The following is a 22,672-nucleotide window of genomic DNA, read 5'->3' as shown; positions in this document are numbered from 1 at the left end:
TGGTCTCGAGCCAGGTCTAATTAACCGAAGATTGCAAAAATTCCCCAATCAACTCAAAACGGGGCGCAGCATGCCGCGCCCCTATATTTTGAGCCCGGTGAGGGAATGTCTGCAGTTTCAGTCTATAACCGCAAAACTCCCTTCACCAGTTACTGGGGATAAGGCACCCAATCCCCGCCATTAAGGCGAATATACGCCTTGCCCTGATACTGCATCACGATGGCATTGTCATTCTCCGAGATCACCGCAGTCTGCGGCAGGTTCTGCGTCAGCACTTGCCAGTCGACGCTTGGCGCGCTGAATACCTTGCCATCCACCAGACGGGAAATCAGCTCAGACAGCGCCAGATAGCTGCTCGGCGTTTTAATCTCCACCGGGCTGCCCTGGTGCGGGGCCTGCATCCCTACCAGTTTGATACCAACCGGCGTATGGGTAATGTTCAGGCTTGGGATATCCCGCAGGCCAGACATCTGCATTTTGTCGCCCGCCAGCGCCGCACCGTGCTCCGGCACGATCACCACCATCACCTTGCGTCCGGATTTCTGAAGCTCATCAAGGAAGGTGTTCAACTGATCAAACAGCTTTTGCGCTCGAGGCTGATAATCGGCGGTCTGTTTACCCCCGACAAAGCGGTTGCCGTCATGCAGCGGGATCAGGTTGAAGAAGGTGGCGGTGCGGGCATCGCCGCCCTGTTTCTGCTGATCGAGCCAGCGGTTGAGCAGTTGTAGGTCGTTATAGATTGGTTCACCGTCGAATGAGGCCAGCTCATTGCCGATCCCTGCCTGGGACATCAGCGGAGCCTGCATATCACCTTGCTCACGCAGCTCTTTCAGGAAATTACCGAACACGCCAGAGTGATCCAGCATCAGCTGTTGTTTAAAGCCCAGCCTGGCCAGGTTGTCAAACAGATAACACTGCTGATTGGCGGGTTGATACAGATCGTGATGCGAAGGCTGGCCGCAGCTGGCGCGTAGCAGGCGGATGGCCGCTGGGCCGCTGTACGCGGTGGCCGAGTTGAAGTTGGTGAACATAATGTCCATCTTGGCCCACAGCGGATGGTTGCGCAGATTGACGGCATCCAGATCGGCCCAGGCCAGCGAACAGATGTTGATGATCAGCACGTCAAACGGTTGGGCATCGGCGGGTAAGGCGGCCGGGAAGGTGGTCGCTCGGGCTTTTTCCTGCTGGTAGAACTGCTCCAGGTAGGCCGTGAGGTTGGCATTGGTCGGTGGGCCATTGGCCGCAGGCAGATTGCCGCCTGGCGTGCTCGCCGTGGCCGGTGTAGACGGGGTATCCGTCACCGTAGCGGTATGGGTGGCAGGCAGCAAGGAGACCGCCGGGCCAGCAATATTGACCACGTTCAACCACACCAATGCCGCCACGGTAAATACCGTGATGCGTATCCATTGGGCCAGGAACAGGTAGGCAATCAGCAGCACGAAGGCGGCGCCAATCATCTGCCAGTTGATAAAGCGGTTGGTCAGCTCCAGTAGATAATCCGCGCTGAAACCGGTGAGCTGCGAGCCCTGGCTAAGGATGCTGTTAATCCCCGGTAGCCAGGTATCGTGGTAAAACAAACCGATACCGATAGGAATGGCGATCAGGTGACGCCAGCGGTGCCAGCGCGGCGACGGGATCGGCATCAGTAAAAAGGCCATAAACACCAGGTTGGGCAGCGCATGGAAGTTCAGATAGCCGAACCACAGCAGGCCGAACTTGACCAGGAAATAGAAGTTCCAGCCGCCAAGACCGCGCCAGTATCGCCATAAGGTATTGTTAGGTTGCGTTATTTTATCGTCACTCATGGTTATTTTTTACGCTTGATTTGAGAGGTGGAACCTGCGCGCACCCATAGCCCTGCCGACTTTAAATAGCGCGGTGATAACAACAAATTCTGCCAAGATCGGCGCCAGTTGGGGAAACGGCGATGCAGCAGGTATCCCGTAGGGATAAACACTATGGCGCACAGGAGCACCAGTTGCACGATATCGTCAAGTGCGTTCATGGCTGTTCCTCCTGCCCGAGGCTCATCAGGGTGAAGGGAATGGGTTCCCGGCGTTCGGTCTGGTGTTCCGTTTCTACGGCGTGGGTGGTGACAGCGGCCGATTGCAGCTTGCTGGCGGGGAGCGAAAACTCGATATGCTGCCGCATCAGCCTGATTTTATCGATAATATCGACATCCAGATGCCACACTACTCGGTTACTGAACGCCTCACTCACTGGCAGGCGGAAGACGAATTTCAGTGCAGTATCCAGATCGTTAATCCGGCAGGTGGAAAGGAACAGGAACAGTCGATTCTGCGCCACGGTCATGATGTCGCCAAAACGCCGCAAATGGCACAGCGTCATCGACTGGCGGGCGCTCAACCCCGGTGATGGGCGCAGGGCGACCATCACCCCTTTGCCATCTTCCGGCAACAGGGTATTTTCCATAAGGGAAGTCACCGCCCGGCTGAATTCCTCCAGCGGCAGGTAGCCTTTCAGTTGCATTGACCGCAAACCGGCGAGCAGGTTATCGATATCCGCCGGAATATGGCGCGATAGTCGCTGGCCCTGGATACCTTCCAGCATGGTCAAAAAATTGGAAAGCGGTGCCACGTGGGGCACGATCAGATTGGCACCGCAGGCCAGCAGCAGGCGTTCGTCGCTGTAGCGCAGGCTGGCGCTCATCTCGCGCACCACAATCTTCAGTCCGTCGCCCCTGCTGCGGCGCAGGCTATGGATCTGATGGGCCAACTCGTCAATTTCGTCACTTTGAAACAGGGCGAAGATCAGCGTGGCGGCGATGGTCAGCATGCCACGCTGCATCAACTTGGTATTGTCCTCAAACAGTTGCCAACTGGCCGATAGCGGCGGGGCGCCCTCGAGAATGCGTTGTTCCGCCAGGCACAGGCCCTCGTCGTTGCGTTCCGGGGTAGGGGAGGGTTGGTTACTGTCGTCTGCCCCTTGCCAGCCTTCCGGGCCTTCGGTCAGGGTGAACAACTGATTGGCATTGATGCCGTTTGCCGTGCTCCACCAGTGCACCAGATACTGGGCACTGCCTTGTAGCCCCTGCAGGCTGGCCAGGCCGTTGAGAATGCGGTGCTCGGCGGCTAGCTGGCCTTTGAGTTTACTCACGCCGCTGCCGTGGCTGAGTATCACCAGCGTACACTGCCGCTGGTGTAACCATTGGCCGAGTTGAGCGGCCCAGTTGCGCAATTCATCGCTGGTAAAGGTTTGCCACAGGCTGGCGTGGGCCAACAGGATCAGTAAGCGGTTGCTGGGTTTTAGCTCACGCATCAGATCGTCGGCCAAATGCAGCAGCGCCGCCTTTTTTTCTGGCAGGCTATATAAAGGAAACTTTTTAATCGCAGGGGAAAGAGGCGTGGCCAATAAAGTATCTACCTGATTGCCGCTACAAATCAGTGCCAACTGGGCATTTTCTTCCTGGGCGGCGATGATCTGCCGGCAAAATAGGTTGGCATCGCTCTGGCGATCGATATTCACCCAGTAAAAACCTGGGGATTGCATAGCCGACAATTCTTGCCAAATCCGTCGGATACCTAATGAAAAAGAGTTCGCCATAGATTTATTCTACTTTTGTTGAAAGTGGCGTAGACCAAACCCGAACGGGTCACTTTAAAAGCGTAATGCCAGAGTTAGCATAGCAAATCTAGCCATTAGAGGGATAATACCCGTTAAGATTCATCTTATTGGCCCAATTTTTTCCGAACGTTGCTATAGTCATTTAACATTAGCCTATTTTATAAGGCGGCAAGATGAATAATGATGCGTTAAGAGGGCTTCGGGAGAAAGCACCAGTAGAACTTCAGGACGATCTGCAGGCCTTGAGCCGCGCTTTTTCGTTGCCCAAGTTAAACTACATCGATATTGCACGCCAGGAACGGCTAGCACAAATGATGGTCCGCTGGCCGCTATTGGCGGAGCTGGCCAACAAGACGGGGAGTGCTTAAGCCATGCCGGTCATTGCACTGCAAGGGGTTCGGGGCGGTATTGGCACCACGTCAATCACTGCTGCGTTAGCTTGGGCGCTACAGCAGTTGGGCGAATCGGTACTGGCGATTGACCTGTCACCGGACAACCTGCTGCGATTACACTTTAATATGCCCTTCGAACTGAACCGGGGCTGGGCTCGTGCAGAGCTGGATGGCACCGGGTGGCAGCAAGGGGCAATGCGTTACTGCAAAAAACTCGATTTTCTGCCGTTTGGCCGGTTAAGCGCGGCCGAACGGGTAAAAGTACGGCAGCAACAGAGTGATACCCCACAACGTTGGCATGATTTTCTGGCTCAGCTGCGTGCTTCTGGGCAGTATCGCTGGATCCTGCTGGATATCCCGGCGGGTGATGGTCCCCAGATTGAACAGCAACTGGCGTTGGCCGACCAGGTTTTCCTGTTGCTTAACCCCGATGCCAATTGCCATGCGCGCCTGCATCAGCAATCGTTGCCTACGGGCTGCCACCTGCTGATTAATCACTACTCCTCGGCCAGCCCGTTGCAACAAGATCTGCATCAGCTGTGGCTGCAAACGCTGGCAGGTCTGTTGCCGCTGGTGATCCATCGTGATGAAGCGCTGGCGGAAGCGATGGCGGTCAAGCAGCCGCTGGGAGAGTATCGACCGGAAAGTCTGGCGGCCGACGAAGTGCTGACGCTGGCCAACTGGTGTCTGCTCAACCTGCAGGACGCCGAGGTATGAGCAGGGTATTGAGCCTGCTGCTGGTGCCTCCCGTTCACCGGGCGGTGCAACAACGCTACCGCGCTTATCGCCATGCGGGGGCTCCGGCATTTACCGCTGGCCTCACGACCCTGATGGTGGCCATCGGCTGGCTGTTGCTGCGGTTTGAGTCCCCTAGTTGGCAAAAGGTGCAGGCAGGCCAAAGCTATTGGTTCCCCCATATTTCTCCTCATCGTCCACGCCCGGCAGATGCACTGCGTTATTTGTTACAGGGGTTTTGGCTGCTAGTGACCCACAGCGGTCCGGCACCGATGGGACGATCCTACTTTGCCGGTTGGCACCGTTTGCAACTGCGTTATGCCAACTGGTTGCAAAGCTTGCCGCAACGCTTGCAGGGTGCCGGAATGGAGGAGCGTACGGTACAACGCCTTAATCGGATGAATCACCGGGTGCGTCGGGTGCTGTTTATCTTTGCTGGCCTATTGGCCGGGCTGCTGGCTCTGCTGTGCATTTCCCAGCCCTTTGAACTGCCCGCCCAGTTTATTTTTGTGCTGCTGTTGTGGTGTATTGCCATGGTGGTGCGGCGTATCCCGGGCCGGTTACCCAGCCTGATGCTGATTGTGCTGTCGCTGACCGTTTCCTGCCGTTATTTATGGTGGCGCTATACCTCAACGCTGAACTGGGACGATCCGCTCAGCCTGACCTGCGGCCTGCTATTGCTGGCAGCGGAAACCTATGCCTGGGTCGTGTTGGTGCTGGGCTACTTCCAGACCGTGTGGCCGTTGAATCGCCAGCCGGTGCCGATGCCTGCCGACAGTAACATCTGGCCGACCGTCGATCTGCTGGTGCCGACCTACAACGAAGATCTGGGCGTGGTGAAACCCACCGTTTATGCGGCGCTGGGCATCGACTGGCCGAAAGATAAAATCAACATCTATATCCTCGACGACGGTAACCGGCCAGAGTTTAAAGCCTTTGCCGCAGAGGTTGGGGTGAAATACATCGCCCGGCCGACCCATGAACACGCCAAAGCGGGCAATATCAACAATGCGCTCAAGCACGCTAGCGGTGATTTTGTTGCCATCTTCGACTGCGATCACGTTCCCACGCGTTCTTTCCTGCAACTGACCATGGGTTGGTTCTTTAAAGACAAGAAGCTGGCGATGCTGCAAACGCCGCACCACTTCTTTTCGCCCGACCCGTTTGAGCGCAACCTGGGGCGTTTTCGCCAGACGCCGAATGAAGGTACTTTGTTTTATGGGCTGGTGCAGGACGGCAATGATATGTGGGATGCCACTTTCTTCTGCGGCTCCTGCGCCATCTTGCGCCGGACGGCATTAGATGAGATCGGCGGTATCGCGGTGGAAACGGTGACCGAAGATGCCCATACCTCGCTGCGTCTGCACCGTCTTGGCCACACCTCTGCCTATATCCGTATTCCGCAGGCCGCCGGGCTGGCAACGGAAAGCCTGTCTGCCCATATCGGCCAACGTATTCGTTGGGCGCGCGGCATGGTGCAGATCTTCCGTTTGGATAACCCCCTGCTGGGCAAAGGGCTGAAGTTTGCCCAGCGCCTGTGCTATGCCAACGCGATGCTGCATTTCCTGTCCGGTATTCCGCGTCTGATCTTCCTGACCGCGCCGCTGGCGTTTTTGTTGATGCATGCTTACATCATCTTCGCGCCAGCCTTGGCGATTGCGTTGTATGTGCTGCCCCACATGATCCACGCCAGCCTGACCAACTCACGTATTCAGGGTAAATACCGCCACTCCTTCTGGAGTGAAATCTACGAAACCGTGCTGGCCTGGTATATCGCTCGACCGACCACCGTGGCCTTGTTCAACCCGCATAAAGGCAAGTTCAACGTCACCGCCAAAGGCGGGCTGGTTACGCAAGAGCACGTTGATTGGGTGATCACCCGGCCTTACCTGCTGTTGGTGACACTCAATCTGGCAGGCCTGGGTTTTGGCGTGTGGCGCTTTTTCTACGGCCCGACGGACGAGATGATGACGGTGGTGATCAGCCTGATTTGGGTGATCTATAACATGACCATCCTCGGTGGAGCGGTGGCCGTGGCGGTGGAGGCCAGGCAGGTACGGCAATCGCATCGCGTAGAGATCGCCATGCCTGCCGCGATAGCCCGGGCTGACGGACATCTGTTCCCCTGTACGTTGCGTGATTACTCCGATGGTGGCGTGGGTATCGAAATGCGTGTAGCGGATCGGTTGCAAGAGCATGACCAGATTGCGCTGCTGCTTAAACGTGGCCAGCAGGAGTTCAGCTTCCCTTGCGTGGTGACGCGATCTCATGGCCGCTCGGTGGGGGTCCGCTTGGTCGAACTCTCGACCCGCCAACATATCGAATTTATTCAATGCACCTTTGCCCGGGCGGATACCTGGGCACTGTGGCAAGACGCATTCCCGGAAGACCGGCCAGTGGACAGCCTGCGGGACGTACTGATGCTAGGTTTTCACGGCTACCGGCGCATGGCGGACTATGCGCCGCCAACGTTGCGCAAGATCCTGCTTGGCCTGACCTCGCTGGCCACCTGGATCCTGTCATTTATTCCGCATGGCGTAGGAAGAGACCGCGCTCCTACGGCCCCAGAGGCTGTGGCATAGGCTGTGTATCGTAACTGCCCGTTCGCAAGCCCGGCAAACCGGCCCCAACATTGATGATGATACGATGACGAGAAAAATAAACTGGTTTACCGCGCTGGCCTTAGGCATCAGTAGCTTATCTCAGGCGGAAACGGCCCCCACACCAGCGGCTGGCGTGACTTCGCCCCCGAGTACCGTGGCCGAAGCTCCGCTCACTGAACCTATGGGAGTGGTGGTGCCGCAAGCACCCGATGCGCCGGTGCGCGATGTAAAACTGCCGTTTACCGAGGTAGCACCACCGCCTGGCACCTTTATCCTGCGTGGCACCCGCCCTGAAGGCCAGATTGAGTTTAGCGTGCGCAGTGACGAAGTGGTTTCGCAGGCGGTGCTGGACCTGGAGTTTACCCCTTCACCGTCGCTGATCCCGGTGGAGTCGCACGTCAAGATCTACCTCAACGATGAGTTGATGGGGGTCATCACCATCGCCAAGGAGCAGTTGGGTAAGCCGAATCGTGTCCAGTTGCCGATCGATCCGCGCTATATCACCGATTTTAACCGCATTCGCCTGGTGTTTGTCAGCCATTACCAGAACATCTGTGAGAACCCGGCCAACAGCACGCTGTGGCTGGACGTCAGCAAATCCAGTTCGCTGAGCCTGCGTTACCAGACGTTGCCGGTGAAAAATGAGCTTTCCCACTTCCCGGAACCCTTCTTTGACAGCCGCGACGATCGGCCATTAACGCTGCCGATGGTGTTTGCCGGGCAACCGGACCTGGAACAACAGCGGGCGGCGGGGATCCTGGCCTCCTGGTTCGGCACTCAGGCGCAATGGCGCGGCCAGTCCTTCCCGACGCTGTTTAACCGCTTGCCAAGCCAGCACGCCATCGTGTTTGCCACCAATAAACAGCGCCCGGACTTCTTGAAAGATTATCCGGCGGTCAACGGGCCGACGGTGGAGATGATCAGCCACCCGGATAACCCCTATGTGAAGCTGCTGTTGGTGCAGGGCCGTGATGATAACGACCTGATCACGGCGGTGAAGGGCATCGCCCAGGGCAATATTCTGTTCCGTGGCCAGAATCTGAGCGTGGATAAGATTGAACAGTTGGCCGTTCGCCAGCCGTACGATGCGCCAAACTGGGTGCGTACCGATCGTGCGATGAAGTTCAGCGAACTGCAGCAATATGCCGAGCAGTTGCAGACTAACGGCGTCGAACCTGGGCCGATCTCACTGTCGATGAACCTGCCGCCGGATCTGTTCCTGATCCACAGCAACGGCATCGATATGCAGCTGAAATACCGCTATACCTCGCCGCGTATTGAAGATGGTTCCCGCCTGAGCATCAGCCTGAACAATCAGTTTGTGCAGTCCTATGCCCTGGTGCCGGAGCATGAGAAGGGCGCACAGCTGTTGCGCCTGCCGCTGGCCCAGGGATTGCTAGATTCTGACAAGGTGGTCAATATTCCGGTACTGAAGTTGGGGGCGACCAACCAGTTGCGCTTTGACTTCGATTACACCACGCTGCTGGCCAGCGGTGCCGAAGGGCGTTGTGAAACCTATTCCTTGGCGCCGAACCATGCGGTGATCGACGGCAATTCCACCATCGATTTCTCCGGCTATCGTCACTTTATTACCATGCCCGATCTACGCTCCTTTGCCAACGCCGGTTTCCCTTTCAGCCGCCTGGCAGATCTGTCGCAAACGTTGGTGCTGGTGAACAAACAGCCACAATCCGCTCAAGTGAGCGCCTTGCTCAACGCCATGGGTAACATGGGGGCGCAAACCGGTTATCCGGCGCTGGCTTTCTCGCTGTCCGATGACTGGTCGCAGGCCAAGGATAAGGACGCCGATATCCTGCTGATCGGCACCATTCCACCGGAACTGCGTGATGACAAGAAAATCAATCTGCTGGTAGAGGCGATGCTGAGCTGGGTGAAAATGCCGATGCGCCAACTGCCGCTGCCGAGTATGGATGTGCAGCAGGACGACGCCACACCGGGCAGTAAAACCACCATCAGCTCGGAAGGGGCGATGGCGGCCGTGATCGGCGTGCAGTCCCCGTTCCACGATCAGCGCAGTATTGTGGCCCTGCTGGCAGACAGCCCACGGGGTTATGAGTTACTGAACAATGCGCAGTTAGACAGCGGTAAGCGTGCGGCGATGTTTGGTTCCGTGGCTGTGATCCGTGAGTCCGGCGTCGATAGTTTGCGTGTGGGGGATGTTTACTACGTTGGCCATCTGCCGTGGTGGGAACGTATCTGGTTCGCGTTGTCGACGCATCCACTGTTGCTGGGCGCGATAGCCGCGCTGGTGGTGGTAATGGTGGCCCTGTTGCTGCGGCGTGGTCTGAAGGCCTTTAGCCGTCGTCGTCTGTCACCGGAAGATCGGGATTAATTGCCATGATGGGGATTTGCCTGCGCCGCCTGCTGCCTGGTCTGATGCTGCTTTGTGCGTTCAGCACGGCGGCAAGCTGTGATTGGCCTGCCTGGCAGCAGTACCAACAGTTTTATCTTAGCGAGGAAGGGCGGGTAATCGATCCCAGCAGCCCGAAGCGCATTACCACGTCCGAAGGGCAGAGCTATGGCATGTTCTTCGCGCTGGTGGCCAACGATCGGCCTGCCTTCGATAAGCTGTTGGCGTGGACGGAGAACAATCTCGCCTCTGGTGACCTGAGCGCACATCTGCCGGCTTGGTTGTGGGGGCAGGATGATAACAAGGCCTGGAAGGTGCTGGACAGCAACTCGGCTGCCGATGCGGATCTGTGGATTGCGTATAACCTGCTGGAGGCGGGGCGGCTGTGGCAAAGCCGCCGCTATCAAACATTGGGCACGCTGTTGTTGCAACGGATTGGCCGTGAAGAGGTGGCGAATATCCCCGGTTTGGGGCTGATGCTGCTGCCGGGGAAGATGGGTTTTGTGGCCGAGGACCGCTGGCGCTTGAACCCTAGCTATTTACCGCCGCAGTTGCTGGCCCGCTTTGCCCAATTGAACGGGCCGTGGCGAGCGATGCAGAAAACCAGCCAGCGGTTGCTGTTGGAAACGGCTCCGCAAGGATTTTCACCAGACTGGGCCGAGTGGCAAGCGGGCAAAGGCTGGCAGCCCGATCCCGTCAAACCTGATGTCGGCAGCTATGACGCCATCCGCGTTTATCTCTGGGCCGGGATGTTGGCGGACGACGATCCCCATAAAGCGGCGCTGATGAAGCAGTTCCAACCGATGGTACGCCTTACCGCCCAGCTTGGTGCAGTGCCGGAGACGGTCGATACAGCTAGCGGAAAAGCCAACGGTACTGGCCCGGTAGGCTTCTCCGCCGCGATGTTGCCGTTATTGGCCGCACAGCCTGATGCCCTGGCGGTGCAACGCCAACGTATTCAGGATAACCCTCTGGGTAATGATGCCTATTTCAGCGCCTCTTTGCTGCTGTTCGGCCAGGGATGGGATCAGCAACGCTATCGTTTCAATCGTCAGGGTGAACTTCAACCCGCCTGGAGTAGCCAATGCGCAACTTCACACTAGGCTGGCTAAGCCTGTTTCCTTTAAGTCTGGCTTTGCTGCCGCAGGCGCAGAGTGCCGAGAGCGTTGCCCCGGAGCAATGGCTGCTTGAGCAGGTACGCATCGGCGAAGCCAGCAACAAAGATGAACTGGTACGTCAATCGCTGTATCGTCTTGATCTGATGGATCCGAATAATCCTGATGTGATAGCGGCGCGTATGCGCCTGGCGTTGCGGCAGGGGAATCAGGTCTTGGCGCAGCAACAGTTGGATAAGCTGAAGGGGGTGGCACCACAATCGCCGGTGTTCCGCCAGGCAGAAATGAACATGCTGCTGACCCAGCCGGAAACCCGCCAGAAGCTGCAACAGGCACGCCTGATGGCGGCCGCAGGGCGCTTGCCGGAGGCTAAAGCCCAGTACGACGAGCTGTTTCACGGCAATCTGCCAACGCTCGATCTGGCGGTGGAGTATTGGCGTCTGGTGGCCAGGCTACCCGGCCAGGAATTAGCAGCGACAAAGCAACTACAGGCGCTGGATCGGCAATATCCCGGCAACATCACGCTGCGCATGGCGCTGGCGCGGATGCTGTTCAGCCAGGATCGCGACGCTCAGGCCTATGAACTGTTACAGCAAGTGGCGGCCGATCCGGCAGGCCGCGGTTCTGCGGCGGACTTGTGGTTGGAACAGGTCAAAGCGTTGCCCGTCAGCCCGCAGAGCGTGGCGGCGTTGAACCGTTTCCTCGGTGTGTTTGAAAGTGGTGAACAGGCGCTTAGCGCACAACAGGAACTGGCGCGCCAGCGGACGCTGTTGGCCGATCCGGCCTATCGCGCGCGCATGACCGGGCTGGCGCAGGTGAATAAAGGCGGCGGTCGTGCGGCAATCCCGGAACTGAAAAAAGCGCTATCGAGTGCGCCTAATGATGCCGAAGTGCTTGGCGCACTTGGCTTGGCCTATTCCCGCGCCGGCAACCGGCAGCAGGCGTTGAGCCTGTTCCAACAGGCGCAGAAGGCAGACAAGGATAACTACGACAGCAGCAAATGGCAGAGCCTGATCAAAACCACCCGTTACTGGCTGGCGATCGATGCGGGTGACAAGGCGTTAAAGGCCAATAACCTGCCGTTGGCACAGCAACAATACCAGCAGGCACGGCAGATTGATAACAGTGACAGCGATGCGTTGATCGGCCTGGGCGACGTTGCCGTCGCCCGTAAGGATGATGCTGCCGCCGAGCGCTATTATCAGCAGGCTCTGCGCCTGGATCCGGGCAGCGGTAGCGCGGTGCGGGGTTTGGTGAATATCTACCAGCGGCAGTCGCCACAAAAAGCGCTGGCCTACCTTAATGGTCTGCCCCGCGTGCAGCAGAACAAGCTGCGCAGCACCCTCGACGGGCTGCAATTGGATATGCTCAAACAGCAGGCCGACGAACTGGCCCAGCGACAGCAGTGGCCAGAGGCGGCGGAAAAGTACCGGCAGGCGCACCAGAAGGATCCTGATGACGTCTGGCTGACCTACCACTATGCGCAGACGCTGCGTCAGGCCGGGCAACCGCAGCAGGCCGACATACTGATGCGTCAACTGGCCGCGAAGAAGTCCGGCGATCCGCAGCAGGTTTACGCTTATGCGCTGTACCTGGCTGGCAGCGATCGTGATAACCAGGCGTTGGCCCAGTTGAATACCTTGCCCAAAGCGCAGTGGAACGACGGGATGCGTGAGATGGCCCAGCGTTTGCAGATGCAGGCCACGCTCGATCATGCCGAACGGCTCCGAACTGCCGGTGATGAACCCGCAGCCATCGCCTATCTGCGCCAGCAGCCCCCGGCAACGCGCATCGACCTGACCTTGGCTGACTGGGCGCTGGAGCGGGGAGAGTATGACGAGGCGCTGGCGGATTATCAGCGGGTGCGTGCTCGTGAGCCGAATAATCCGGATGCGCGTTTGGGGGAGATTGAAGCCTATGTGGCTCAAGGTCAGCTGAGCGAGGCCCGCCAACGGCTGCAAACGGCACCGGTGCAACCGGACGAGTCGATCAATGGCCAGCGCCGTGTTGCCAATGCCTGGACGGCGGTGGGTGAGCCGCAGAAAGCGACCGATATCTTCACACGGTTAAAAGTGGCTGCCCAGCAAGAGCCGCCGGGACAGGCCAAAGCCTTGGTGTATCGTGATGCTGCCAGGCTGGAACAAAAGCAGTTGCAACCGCAACCGGCGCAGCAGGATTATCGCCAGGCGATGGTGGCCAGCGGCATTGCGCCAACGGTTCCTGAGGATAATGACGGTTATACCCGTCTGACCCGCAATAACGCGACGGATGACTGGCTAAAACGCGGCATTCGCTCCGATGCCGCCGATCTTTATCGCCAACAGGACGTCAGGGTCACGCTCGATCATGACTACTGGCGTTCGAGCGGTACCGGTGGCATCTCGGATTATCAGGCACATGACACCATGTTGCAGTTGGATATGCCGCTGTATGACGGCCGGGCGTTCCTGCGTACCGACACCGTCCAACTGAACGCGGGCAGCTTCTCGACCGATAATAACGGCAAGTACTTCGAAACCTTTGGCACCTGTAACACGCAGGGTTGCAGCGGTAACGAACGGCAAAAAACCACCGGCACTAGCGTGGCGGCCGGTTGGGCCAACGACCATTGGCAAACCGATATCGGCACTACCCCGATGGGATTTGAGGTGGTGGATTGGGTCGGCGGCGTGGCCTATAGCGGTGACTGGAATCATATCGGTTGGACGCTGGGCGCCTCACGGCGGCCGATTACCAGCTCGCTGTTGGCCTTCGGCGGGACGCGCGATCCGAACACCGGCACTACCTGGGGCGGCGTACGTGCTACCGGTATCAACCTGAGCGCCAGCTACGATCGCGGTGAAGCCAACGGCGTGTGGGCCGATCTCAGTGCTCATCAGCTTACCGGCCAGAATGTCGAGGATAACCAGCGCCAGCGCTTGATGGCCGGTTATTACTATAAGGTGATAAACGAAGATAACCGCCGTGCCACCGTTGGGCTGAGCACCATGCTCTGGCACTATCAGAAGGACTTGAGCGGTTACTCTCTTGGGCAGGGGGGCTATTACAGCCCGCAGCAATATGTTTCGCTGGCGGTGCCGGTGAACTATCGCCAGCGCACGGAAAACTGGTCGTGGGAAGTGGGGGGATCGGTGTCGATTTCGCACTCGAAAACCAACGATGAAAAACGCTATCCCCTGCAAGGACTGATCCCAAGCTCCCTGCCAGACAGGGACGCAGTGGAAAGCGGTGGCTCCTCCTCTGGCGTGGGCTACACGCTGCGAGCTCTGATCGAACGCCGCCTCAGTTCCCATTGGACGCTGGGGGCCGGCATCGATATTCAACAGGCTAAAGACTATACCCCGAGCCATGCGTTGATTTATCTGCGTTACTCGCTCGCCGGTTGGCAGGGCGATCTCGATCTGCCACCGCAGCCGCTGACGCCTTACGCCGACTTCAAGTAACGTGAAATTGGTCGATTCGTGGTGTCGCCCACAGGGTAGTTTTGCTACCCTGTGGCTATTCCGGCTAGGATAATACCGAAACCCGCGCTTTTCCTGCTGCCACCAGGCGGTTGGTAAGGAAAACACGCGGGGCAATCGAGTATACTCAAGCCGCTTATCCAGCAAGCAATTTTTCCCCTTACCCCAGTCCCTCCTTGCAGGAACTGATATGGAGCTGCGGTCAGGCACAAGAGTCAGGTTTTAGAGCATTCAATCCCTTCTCCCTGTGGGAGTGGGTTAGGGTGAGGGGGGCATAACTCTCTATCCGTCCTTATCAATCTAGGAGTGCAGGTTTTTGCGGGTCAGGCGTTCATTAACGATTAAGCAGATGGCGGCGGTGTCTGGTGTGGCACTGGTGACGATCTGTATCTTCATCGTGATCCAGTTATTCCACTTTGTGCATCAGCGCAGGGATGACTACGCTCAGCAACTGGAGAATGTAGCCCAGGCCGTGCGTCAGCCTCTGGCAGAAGCCGTGCTGCGGATGGATGTGCCGGAAACCAAACGCGTGCTCAACTCTCTGCAGCCAGTGGGGATCCTCACCCGAGCGGATATCGTCCTGCCGAACGAGTTTCAGGCGCTGCATGCCAATTTCCCGCCGGAACGCCCGGTCCCTGCGCTAGTGGCGCGTATCTTTGAGCTGCCGGTACAGATTTCTGTGCCGCTCTATTCGCTTGAGCGGGTGCCTGCCAACCCTCAGCCGCTGGCCTATCTGGTGTTGCAGGCCGATTCGTACCGCATGTATCAGTTTATCCTCAGCACGTTATCGACCATGCTGTCGACCTATCTGCTGTTGGCGCTGATCCTGTCGATTGCCGTTAGCTGGTGCATGAACCGGCTGTTGGTTTATCCATTGCGAGCCATGGCGCGCGAACTGGAAAATGTCCCTCAGGAAGATCTCCCTTACCATCAACTGATGTTGCCAGCCCAACATCAGGACGATGAATTGGGCTTGCTGGTGCGCAATTACAACCGCAACCAGCAAACGCTGGCCAAGGCGCATACCGCCATGAGCCGCCTGAGCACCCATAACTCGATGACCGAATTACCCAATCCGGTGCTGTTTGCTGCGCTGCTTGAAGAGCATATTGCTGCCAGTATGCGACCACCGCGCTTTAATCTGTTGGTCGTGGGGATCGAAACCCTGCATGAAGCCTCCGGCGCGCTGAACCCATCCATGCGTGAAGCGCTGTTGCTGACGCTGGCGAAAAAGCTGCGTCAGGTTATCGGCGTGGACTGCGTGCTGGCACAGCTGAGCAATGCCGAGTTTGCCATCCTGGCGAAAAATATTGAGCAACCCATTCACGCCATGCAGTTGGCCAGAAGAGTGATGGCGGCCATCAACGCGCCACTGAACCTGCAACAGAAGATGCCGCTGCGGCCAAGCGCCAGTATCGGCATTGCCCATTATCCCAATTCGGGGGAAAGCGCGGAGCAACTGCTGCGTAGTGCCACCTCGGCCATGATGTCGGCGCATCGTGAGGGTAAAAATCAGATCCTGTTCTTCGAACCTTGCCTGACCGAAAAAACCCAAAAACGTCTGACGCAGGAAAGCGAGATCCTGCAGGCCTTGGAGCAAGGTCAGTTTGCGCTATTCCTGCAACCGCAGTGGGATATGCAAACCAATCAGGTGACCGGCGCGGAAGCCCTGCTGCGTTGGCAACTGCCAGACGGGCAGATTATTCTCCCGGCGGATGTGATCCCGCTGGCGGAGGAGTTGGACGTGATCGTGCCACTGGGTAACTGGGTGCTGGAAGAGTCATGCCGTATTCTGGCCGCGTGGCAATCCCAGGGCATCACGTTGCCGTTGGCGGTAAATATTTCGCCGATCCAGCTGCAGCATAAAGACTTTGTGCCCCAGTTGAAACGGCTGCTGGCCGAGCACCAGATCGACCCGCATAAGCTGCTGCTGGAAATCACCGAGACGGTGCGTATCCACGACCTTGATGAGGCGTTGGAATTACTACGTCAGTTGCATGATTTAGGCGTGTTGATCGCCTTGGATGATTTTGGCATGGGCTATGCCAGCCTGAATTACCTCAATCGTCTGAAATCCTTGCCGATCGATCTGATTAAAATCGACAAAAGCTTTATCGATGGCCTGCCAGAGGACGATGCGATGGTGCGGATCGTCAGCTCGATTTCCGAGGTGCTTAACCTGCCGGTAATGGCGGAAGGGGTGGAAACCGCGGCGCAGCGAGACTGGCTATTACAGCACGGTATTCGTACTGGCCAGGGTTTCCTGTTTGCCAAACCCTTGCCCCGTCATGAGTTTGAAGCGCAGTTTACCTCGGTTGCCAAAGCGTGACCTGGTTGACCTGATGCTGAATTTTTATCCTCCCTCTGGTACTTTTCAGGCGGGAGAGGCCGCTTTATTTCCCCAATCAAAAACTAGTTTCTACTGCTACCCAATCTGAGTTAATGCAAAGGAAAGTTGACGTAACGCCGGAACTTGTACACTGACTGACGCGTTTCAGCTCTTAAATTCACACCATTAGGCCTGGATTTTTCCATCAAGTTATTTCCATGTTGTTATGGGGGTGTTATTTTCCGCGCAAGCGATAAACAGGACGGACGAGTGATTGCCCGCCTGCCGCGTTGTCCCCCCCCAAAGGATGTGCTAATGAAAACAACTATATTTAAGAGCCTCTATTTTCAGGTGTTAACAGCGATTACGCTGGGGATCCTGCTTGGCCATTTCTACCCTGAACTCGGTGCCCAGATGAAACCCCTGGGCGATGGATTTGTTAAATTAATCAAAATGATTATCGCTCCGGTGATCTTCTGCACCGTGGTGACCGGCATCGCGGGCATGGAAAGCATGAAGGCCGTGGGCCGTACCGGGGCGATTGCCCTGCTGTACTTTGAAATCGTCAGTACCATTGCATTGCTGATCGGCTTGGTGATCGTTAACGTGGTGCAACCCGGTGCCGGGATGAACGTTGATGCGGGAACGCTGGATGCCAAAGCGGTGGCAGTCTATGCCGAGCAGGCTTCGCAGCAGGGCATCGTGCCTTTCCTGCTGGATATTATCCCGGGTAGCGTGGTCGGTGCCTTTGCCAGCGGCAACATCTTGCAGGTGCTGCTGTTTGCGGTGCTGTTTGGTTTTGCTCTGCATCGCCTGGGTGAGAAAGGCCAGGTGATCTTTAACGTCATCGACAGCTTCTCCCGCGTTATTTTCGGCATCATCAATATGATCATGCGCCTGGCGCCGCTGGGGGCCTTTGGTGCCATGGCGTTCACTATCGGTAAATACGGTGTGGGCACCCTGTTGCAACTGGGCCAGCTGATTGTCTGCTTCTATGTCACCTGTGTGCTGTTTGTGGTGGTGGTGCTGGGCTCGATTGCCCGTTACAACGGCTTCAATATCTTCAAATTTATTCGCTATATCAAAGAAGAACTGCTGATCGTACTGGGTACCTCGTCTTCCGAATCGGTGCTGCCACGCATGCTCGATAAAATGGAAAATCTGGGGTGCAAGAAATCGGTGGTAGGTCTGGTGATCCCGACGGGTTACTCGTTCAACCTTGACGGCACCTCGATCTATCTGACGATGGCGGCGGTGTTTATCGCCCAGGCAACCAACACCCATATGGACATCATGCATCAGGTGACCTTGTTGGTGGTGCTGCTGCTCTCCTCGAAAGGGGCTGCAGGGGTAACAGGCAGTGGCTTTATCGTACTTGCGGCGACCATTTCGGCAGTAGGACATTTACCGCTGGCCGGTCTGGCGCTGATCCTCGGTATCGACCGCTTTATGTCCGAAGCCCGCGCCTTGACCAACCTGGTCGGAAACGGTGTGGCAACGGTAGTGGTGGCCAAATGGTGTAACCAACTGGATGAGAAGCAGCTGCAAGACGTGCTGAATAACAGAACAGATAAGGTTGCTACTGACAAAAAGCTGCCTTCTGCCTAAGTTTTTTCCTATCTTCAATATCGGCTGCCATGGCAGCCGATGTCATTCCCCCTTGCTTCTTGTTCATTTTTTCTCCATAACACCCTACAGCTATTATTTTTCACTGTGATGAGTGACATCCGCCAAGGCGCGCGGTCTAACAGAATGGTACACTTTGCGCTTTCCGCCCTACGGTGAAACTCAGGGTGTGATCGTTGCTGTGCCACGCACAGTTCAGGCCGTACTCGTCAACATCGCGGCGAGACGATGCCTTATATTCCAATGAACGGAATATCCGTATTTGCATAAAAATTGGCTAGTCATTAAGTAGGGGTTCACATGCAGGGCACCAGAATTCGTCTTTTAGTGGGTGGGCTGCTGTTGGTTGCGGCCAACGGCAGCGTGCACGCTGAAGCGCTACAACCTGATCCTGCCTGGCAGCAGGGGCAGCTGAATAACGGTTTTTCTTGGCAGATCCTTGATACACCACAGCGCCCGAGCGATCGCGTTGAGTTAAGGTTGATGGTCAATACCGGATCGCTGGTGGAGTCGGCCCAGCAGATCGGTTTTGCCCATTTGCTGCCGCGTATTGCGATTACGCGCAGCGAGAGTTTTACCCAGCCGCAGCTACAGTCGCTGTGGCAACAGAGCGTGGACAGTGAACGGCCATTGCCGCCAGCCATTAGCTCTTATGATTTCACCATCTACAACCTTAGCCTGCCCAATAACCGCCCCGATCTGTTGAAAGAGGCGCTGGCCTGGCTGGCGGATACCACGGGTAAGCTGGCTATCGATGAGCCAACGGTAGAGGCGGTGATGAATGCCAATATGGATCCTATCGGTATCTTCCCGCCGGATCCCAAAGACAGCTGGTGGCGTTATCGCCTGAAAGGCTCAACGTTACTGGCACACGATCCGGGCCAATCGGTCAAGCGGCCTGTCAATATCGAGCAACTGCAGAAATTTTATCAGCAGTGGTATACCCCAGATGCCATGACGTTATACGTGGTGGGTAAAGTTGATAGCCGTAGCCTGACCGAACAGATCAACAAGGCGTTCTCGCCTCTCCAAGGCAAGCGCGAAGCGCCGGCAACTATGCCAACCCTGACTCCTCTGCCGCCGCAGCCAGTCAGTCTGATCAGCGATCAGGTGAAGCAGGATACGCTGTCGATCATGTGGGATACGCCATGGCATCCGATTCGCGATTCGCAAAGCCTGAGCCGTTACTGGCGCAGTGATATGGCCCGTGAAGCCCTGTTCTGGCACATTCAGCAGGTGCTGCAAAAGAGCGAGCAGAAAAACATCAAGCTGGGCTTTGACTGCCGGGTGCAGTACCAACGCGCCCAGTGTGCGATCCATCTGAATTCACCGAATGATAATCTGAACAGCGGACTGGCCTTTATTGCCCGCGAATTGGCTAATGTGCGTAACAACGGCCTGTCTCAGGATGAGTTCAATGCCTTGCTGGCACAGAAAACCGATCAGTTGAGCAAACTGTTTGCCACCTATGCCCGCACTGATACCGACGTGCTGATGAGCCAGCGTCTGCGTTCACAGCAAAGTGGCGTAGTGGATATCGCTCCGGAGCAATACCAGAAGCTGCGTCAGGCCTTCTTGTCGTCGCTGACGCTGGAATCGCTGAATCAGGAACTGAAGCTGCAACTGTCGCAGGATGCCACCCTGGTGCTGTTACAGCCGAAGGGGGAGCCGGAGATGAATATGAAGCAGCTACAGGAAACCTATAACGGCATCATGGCGCCAGCACCGGCCGTAGTGAGCGAAGAGCCAAAACCGGCGGAAGCGGCTACCGCAGCACCGGAAGCCAGTGCACAGTAATCATTGACCCCTCACCCCAACCCTCTCCCACAGGGAGAGGGAGCTTGTCCGGTGTTGTGGTCAAGTATTGTGATCGATCTGTCCCTAGGTAAAAGGGGCCTTAATTGGTGCCGTGATCGTTCAATTCCCTACGTAAAGGGAGCTGATTGGGTACTGTGGCGAGGTAATTTGCTGTAACTGATAGCTAGCTCGATCGGTCCCCTCTCCCTGTGGGAGAGGGTTAGGGTGAGGGGCCTAGTTGCGATAAAGTACCTTGATGATGTGATAGCCGAACTGGGTTTTCACCGGGCCATAGGGTTTGAGCAACGGGATGCTGAACACCGCCTTATCGAAGGCTGCGACCATAGTCCCCTTGTTGAACTCACCCAGGGAGCCGCCGTTGCGCTTGGACGGGCAGCTCGAGTATTTGCGCGCCAGCGTATCGAAGCTGACACCGCGCTTGAGTTTGGCCAACAGTTCGTTGGCCAGTGTTTCGTTATCCACCAGGATGTGCAGCGCGCTAGCGGTCTTTGCCATCTTAATAATCCAATCAGTCGTGTAGAATTTGCCGCCATTATACCTGTTAAATCTGTTTGGCGCTTTCTGCTACAATCCCTCTCCCCAGCACTCCAAAATTGAGCAACAAAGCGCCATGCGATTAAACCCCAGCCAACAACAAGCCGTCGAATTCGTTACCGGGCCTTGCCTGGTGCTGGCCGGTGCCGGTTCCGGCAAAACGCGTGTGATCACCAATAAAATCGCCCACCTGATCCACCAATGTGGCTATCAGGCGCGGCATATTGCCGCCGTAACCTTTACCAACAAGGCGGCGCGTGAGATGAAAGAGCGTGTGGCGCAAACCATGGGGCGCAAAGAGTCGCGTGGCTTGATGATCTCCACTTTCCATACGCTGGGGCTGGAGGTGATCAAACGCGAATATGCCGCGTTGGGGATGAAGTCCAACTTCTCGCTGTTTGACGATCAAGACCAGCTCGCGTTGTTGAAGGAACTGACCGAGAAGTGGCTGGAAAACGACAAGACTCTGGTGGCACAGCTGATCTCGACCATTTCCAACTGGAAGAACGATCTGGTGGATCCGCAGCGGGCAATGGGGCTGGCGCGCTCCGAGCGGGACAAACTGTTCGCCCACTGCTACGGGCTGTATCACGATCACATGAGGGCCTGTAACGTCCTGGATTTTGACGATCTGATCCTGCTGCCTACCTTGTTGCTACAGCGTAATGAGGAGGTGCGTGAGCGCTGGCAGAACCGTATCCGCTACCTGCTGGTGGATGAATATCAGGACACCAACACCAGTCAGTACGAACTGGTGAAACTGCTGGTGGGTCACCGCGCACGCTTTACCGTGGTGGGGGATGACGATCAGTCGATCTACTCCTGGCGCGGTGCGCGTCCGCAGAACCTGGTACTGCTAAAGGAAGATTTTCCGGCGTTGCAGGTGATCAAGCTGGAGCAGAACTACCGTTCCAGCGAACGTATTTTGAAAGCGGCCAACATCCTGATTGCCAACAACCCGCACGTCTTTGAAAAACGCCTGTTCTCTGAGCTGGGCTACGGCGAAGAGTTGAAGGTGGTCACGGCCAACAATGAAGATCACGAGGCCGAGCGGGTGGTGGGGGAACTGATCGCCCATCACTTTGTGAAGAAAACCAATTACGGCGACTATGCGATCCTCTATCGCGGAAACCACCAGTCGCGGCTGTTTGAAAAAATGCTGATGCAGAACCGCATTCCGTACAAGATTTCTGGCGGCACCTCGTTCTTCTCGCGCCCGGAAATCAAGGATTTGCTGGCCTATCTGCGGGTTTTGACCAACCAGGATGACGACAGCGCCTTCCTGCGTATCGTCAACACGCCGAAGCGGGAAATTGGCCCGGCGACGCTGCAAAAGTTGGGGGAGTGGGCCAATCAGCGTAACAAGAGCCTGTTCCGCGCCAGCTTCGATCTTGGCCTTGGTCAGTATCTAACCGGGCGGGGGTTGGAGTCTTTACAGCGTTTCACCCACTGGATGGAAGGGATCATCCAAATGGTGGAGCGTGAGCCGGTGGCAGCGGTGCGCGATCTGATCCGCGGCATCGACTATGAAAGCTGGTTGTTTGAAACCTCGCCCAGCCCGAAAGCGGCCGAAATGCGCATGAAAAACGTCAACACGCTGTTTGGCTGGATGACCGAGATGCTGGAAGGCAACGATCTGGATGAACCGATGACGCTGACCCAGGTGGTCACGCGCTTTACGTTGCGTGACATGATGGAGCGTGGCGAAAGCGATGAAGAGCTGGATCAGGTACAGCTGATGACCCTGCATGCTTCCAAGGGATTGGAATTCCCCTATGTGTTCCTGGTGGGGATGGAAGAGGGGTTATTGCCGCATCAGAGCAGCATTGACGAGGATAATGTCGATGAAGAGCGGCGTCTGGCCTATGTTGGGATCACTCGTGCCCAGAAAGAGCTGATTTTCACCCTGTGTCGCGAACGTCGCCAGTACGGTGAACTGGTGCGGCCAGAACCCAGCCGTTTCCTGTTGGAATTGCCGCAGGACGATCTGGCCTGGGAGTCGGAACGCAAAGTCGTTAGCCCGCAGGAGCGGATGGAGAAGGGCCAGAGCCATTTGGCCAGCGTGAAGGCGATGCTGGCCAAGGCTAAGGGCGGTAGCTGAGG

14 protein-coding genes are annotated in these 22,672 nt (G+C 56.8%); 10 read left to right on the top strand and 4 right to left on the bottom strand.

The annotated features are described in order from the left end of the window. Positions 1–149 precede the first annotated feature (149 nt). From bcsG to bcsE, 3 genes are read right to left on the bottom strand one after another with little or no spacing between them, the layout of a single operon-like run. Complete coding sequence (bcsG, locus tag ACMV5H_RS18770) at positions 150–1,805, bottom strand: cellulose biosynthesis protein BcsG (protein ID WP_414822276.1); 1,656 nt, start codon at positions 1,803–1,805, stop codon at positions 150–152. A 2-nt stretch (positions 1,806–1,807) separates the two neighbouring features. Next, positions 1,808–2,005 (bottom strand): cellulose biosynthesis protein BcsF, encoded by a 198-nt coding sequence (bcsF, locus tag ACMV5H_RS18765; protein ID WP_223500647.1) that lies wholly within the window; start codon positions 2,003–2,005, stop codon positions 1,808–1,810. Further along, positions 2,002–3,564: a cellulose biosynthesis protein BcsE gene (gene bcsE / locus ACMV5H_RS18760; protein ID WP_414822275.1), complete on the bottom strand. Its 1,563-nt coding sequence runs from the start codon at positions 3,562–3,564 to the stop codon at positions 2,002–2,004. The genes bcsF and bcsE overlap by 4 nt, the downstream gene beginning before the upstream one ends. Positions 3,565–3,758: 194 nt before the next feature. Here bcsE and bcsR point away from each other — a divergent pair, with 194 nt between their 5' ends. The 9 genes from bcsR to ACMV5H_RS18715 all read left to right on the top strand — a co-directional run bounded on the left by bcsR (position 3,759) and on the right by ACMV5H_RS18715 (position 20,014). Then, positions 3,759–3,953 (top strand): cellulose biosynthesis protein BcsR, encoded by a 195-nt coding sequence (bcsR, locus tag ACMV5H_RS18755; protein WP_166733830.1) that lies wholly within the window; start codon positions 3,759–3,761, stop codon positions 3,951–3,953. A gap of 3 nt (positions 3,954–3,956) precedes the next feature. Further along, entirely contained in the window at positions 3,957–4,694 is a 738-nt protein-coding gene (bcsQ, locus tag ACMV5H_RS18750; RefSeq protein WP_115159796.1) for a cellulose biosynthesis protein BcsQ, read from the top strand. Then, complete coding sequence (gene bcsA, locus ACMV5H_RS18745; RefSeq protein WP_223500651.1) at positions 4,691–7,294, top strand: UDP-forming cellulose synthase catalytic subunit; 2,604 nt, start codon at positions 4,691–4,693, stop codon at positions 7,292–7,294. The genes bcsQ and bcsA overlap by 4 nt, the downstream gene beginning before the upstream one ends. A gap of 64 nt (positions 7,295–7,358) precedes the next feature. Beyond that, positions 7,359–9,668, top strand: coding sequence for a cellulose biosynthesis cyclic di-GMP-binding regulatory protein BcsB (bcsB, locus tag ACMV5H_RS18740; protein ID WP_414822274.1), 2,310 nt, complete (start codon positions 7,359–7,361; stop codon positions 9,666–9,668). An 8-nt stretch (positions 9,669–9,676) separates the two neighbouring features. Next, on the top strand, positions 9,677–10,789 hold the full coding sequence (bcsZ, locus tag ACMV5H_RS18735) for a cellulose synthase complex periplasmic endoglucanase BcsZ (RefSeq protein ID WP_059201913.1): 1,113 nt from the start codon (positions 9,677–9,679) through the stop codon (positions 10,787–10,789). Then, the gene (bcsC, locus tag ACMV5H_RS18730; RefSeq protein ID WP_414822273.1) at positions 10,771–14,244 is read left to right on the top strand and encodes a cellulose synthase complex outer membrane protein BcsC; all 3,474 of its coding nucleotides are present in this window, start codon (positions 10,771–10,773) and stop codon (positions 14,242–14,244) included. Before bcsZ ends, bcsC begins: the two co-directional genes overlap by 19 nt. A gap of 334 nt (positions 14,245–14,578) precedes the next feature. After that, positions 14,579–16,591, top strand: a complete 2,013-nt coding sequence (gene hmsP / locus ACMV5H_RS18725) for a biofilm formation regulator HmsP (RefSeq protein WP_021807739.1) — start codon at positions 14,579–14,581, stop codon at positions 16,589–16,591. Positions 16,592–16,906: 315 nt separating this feature from the next. Further along, positions 16,907–18,199 carry a dicarboxylate/amino acid:cation symporter gene (locus tag ACMV5H_RS18720; protein ID WP_021807740.1) on the top strand — a complete coding sequence of 431 codons (1,293 nt, stop codon included), beginning with the start codon at positions 16,907–16,909 and terminating at the stop codon, positions 18,197–18,199. A gap of 318 nt (positions 18,200–18,517) precedes the next feature. Further along, positions 18,518–20,014 (top strand): M16 family metallopeptidase, encoded by a 1,497-nt coding sequence (locus tag ACMV5H_RS18715; RefSeq protein WP_021807741.1) that lies wholly within the window; start codon positions 18,518–18,520, stop codon positions 20,012–20,014. A 234-nt stretch (positions 20,015–20,248) separates the two neighbouring features. Here ACMV5H_RS18715 and ppiC read toward each other — a convergent pair whose 3' ends face one another. Further along, positions 20,249–20,530, bottom strand: coding sequence for a peptidylprolyl isomerase PpiC (ppiC, locus tag ACMV5H_RS18710; protein ID WP_021181563.1), 282 nt, complete (start codon positions 20,528–20,530; stop codon positions 20,249–20,251). A 115-nt stretch (positions 20,531–20,645) separates the two neighbouring features. Here ppiC and rep point away from each other — a divergent pair, with 115 nt between their 5' ends. Further along, positions 20,646–22,670 carry a DNA helicase Rep gene (gene rep / locus ACMV5H_RS18705; protein WP_021181562.1) on the top strand — a complete coding sequence of 675 codons (2,025 nt, stop codon included), beginning with the start codon at positions 20,646–20,648 and terminating at the stop codon, positions 22,668–22,670. The last annotated feature ends 2 nt before the right edge of the window (positions 22,671–22,672 follow it).

This window comes from Serratia sp. N21D137, assembly GCF_047530005.1.
Classification (GTDB): domain Bacteria; phylum Pseudomonadota; class Gammaproteobacteria; order Enterobacterales; family Enterobacteriaceae; genus Chania; species Chania fonticola_B.
This window is presented reverse-complemented; position numbering and strand designations above follow the sequence as displayed.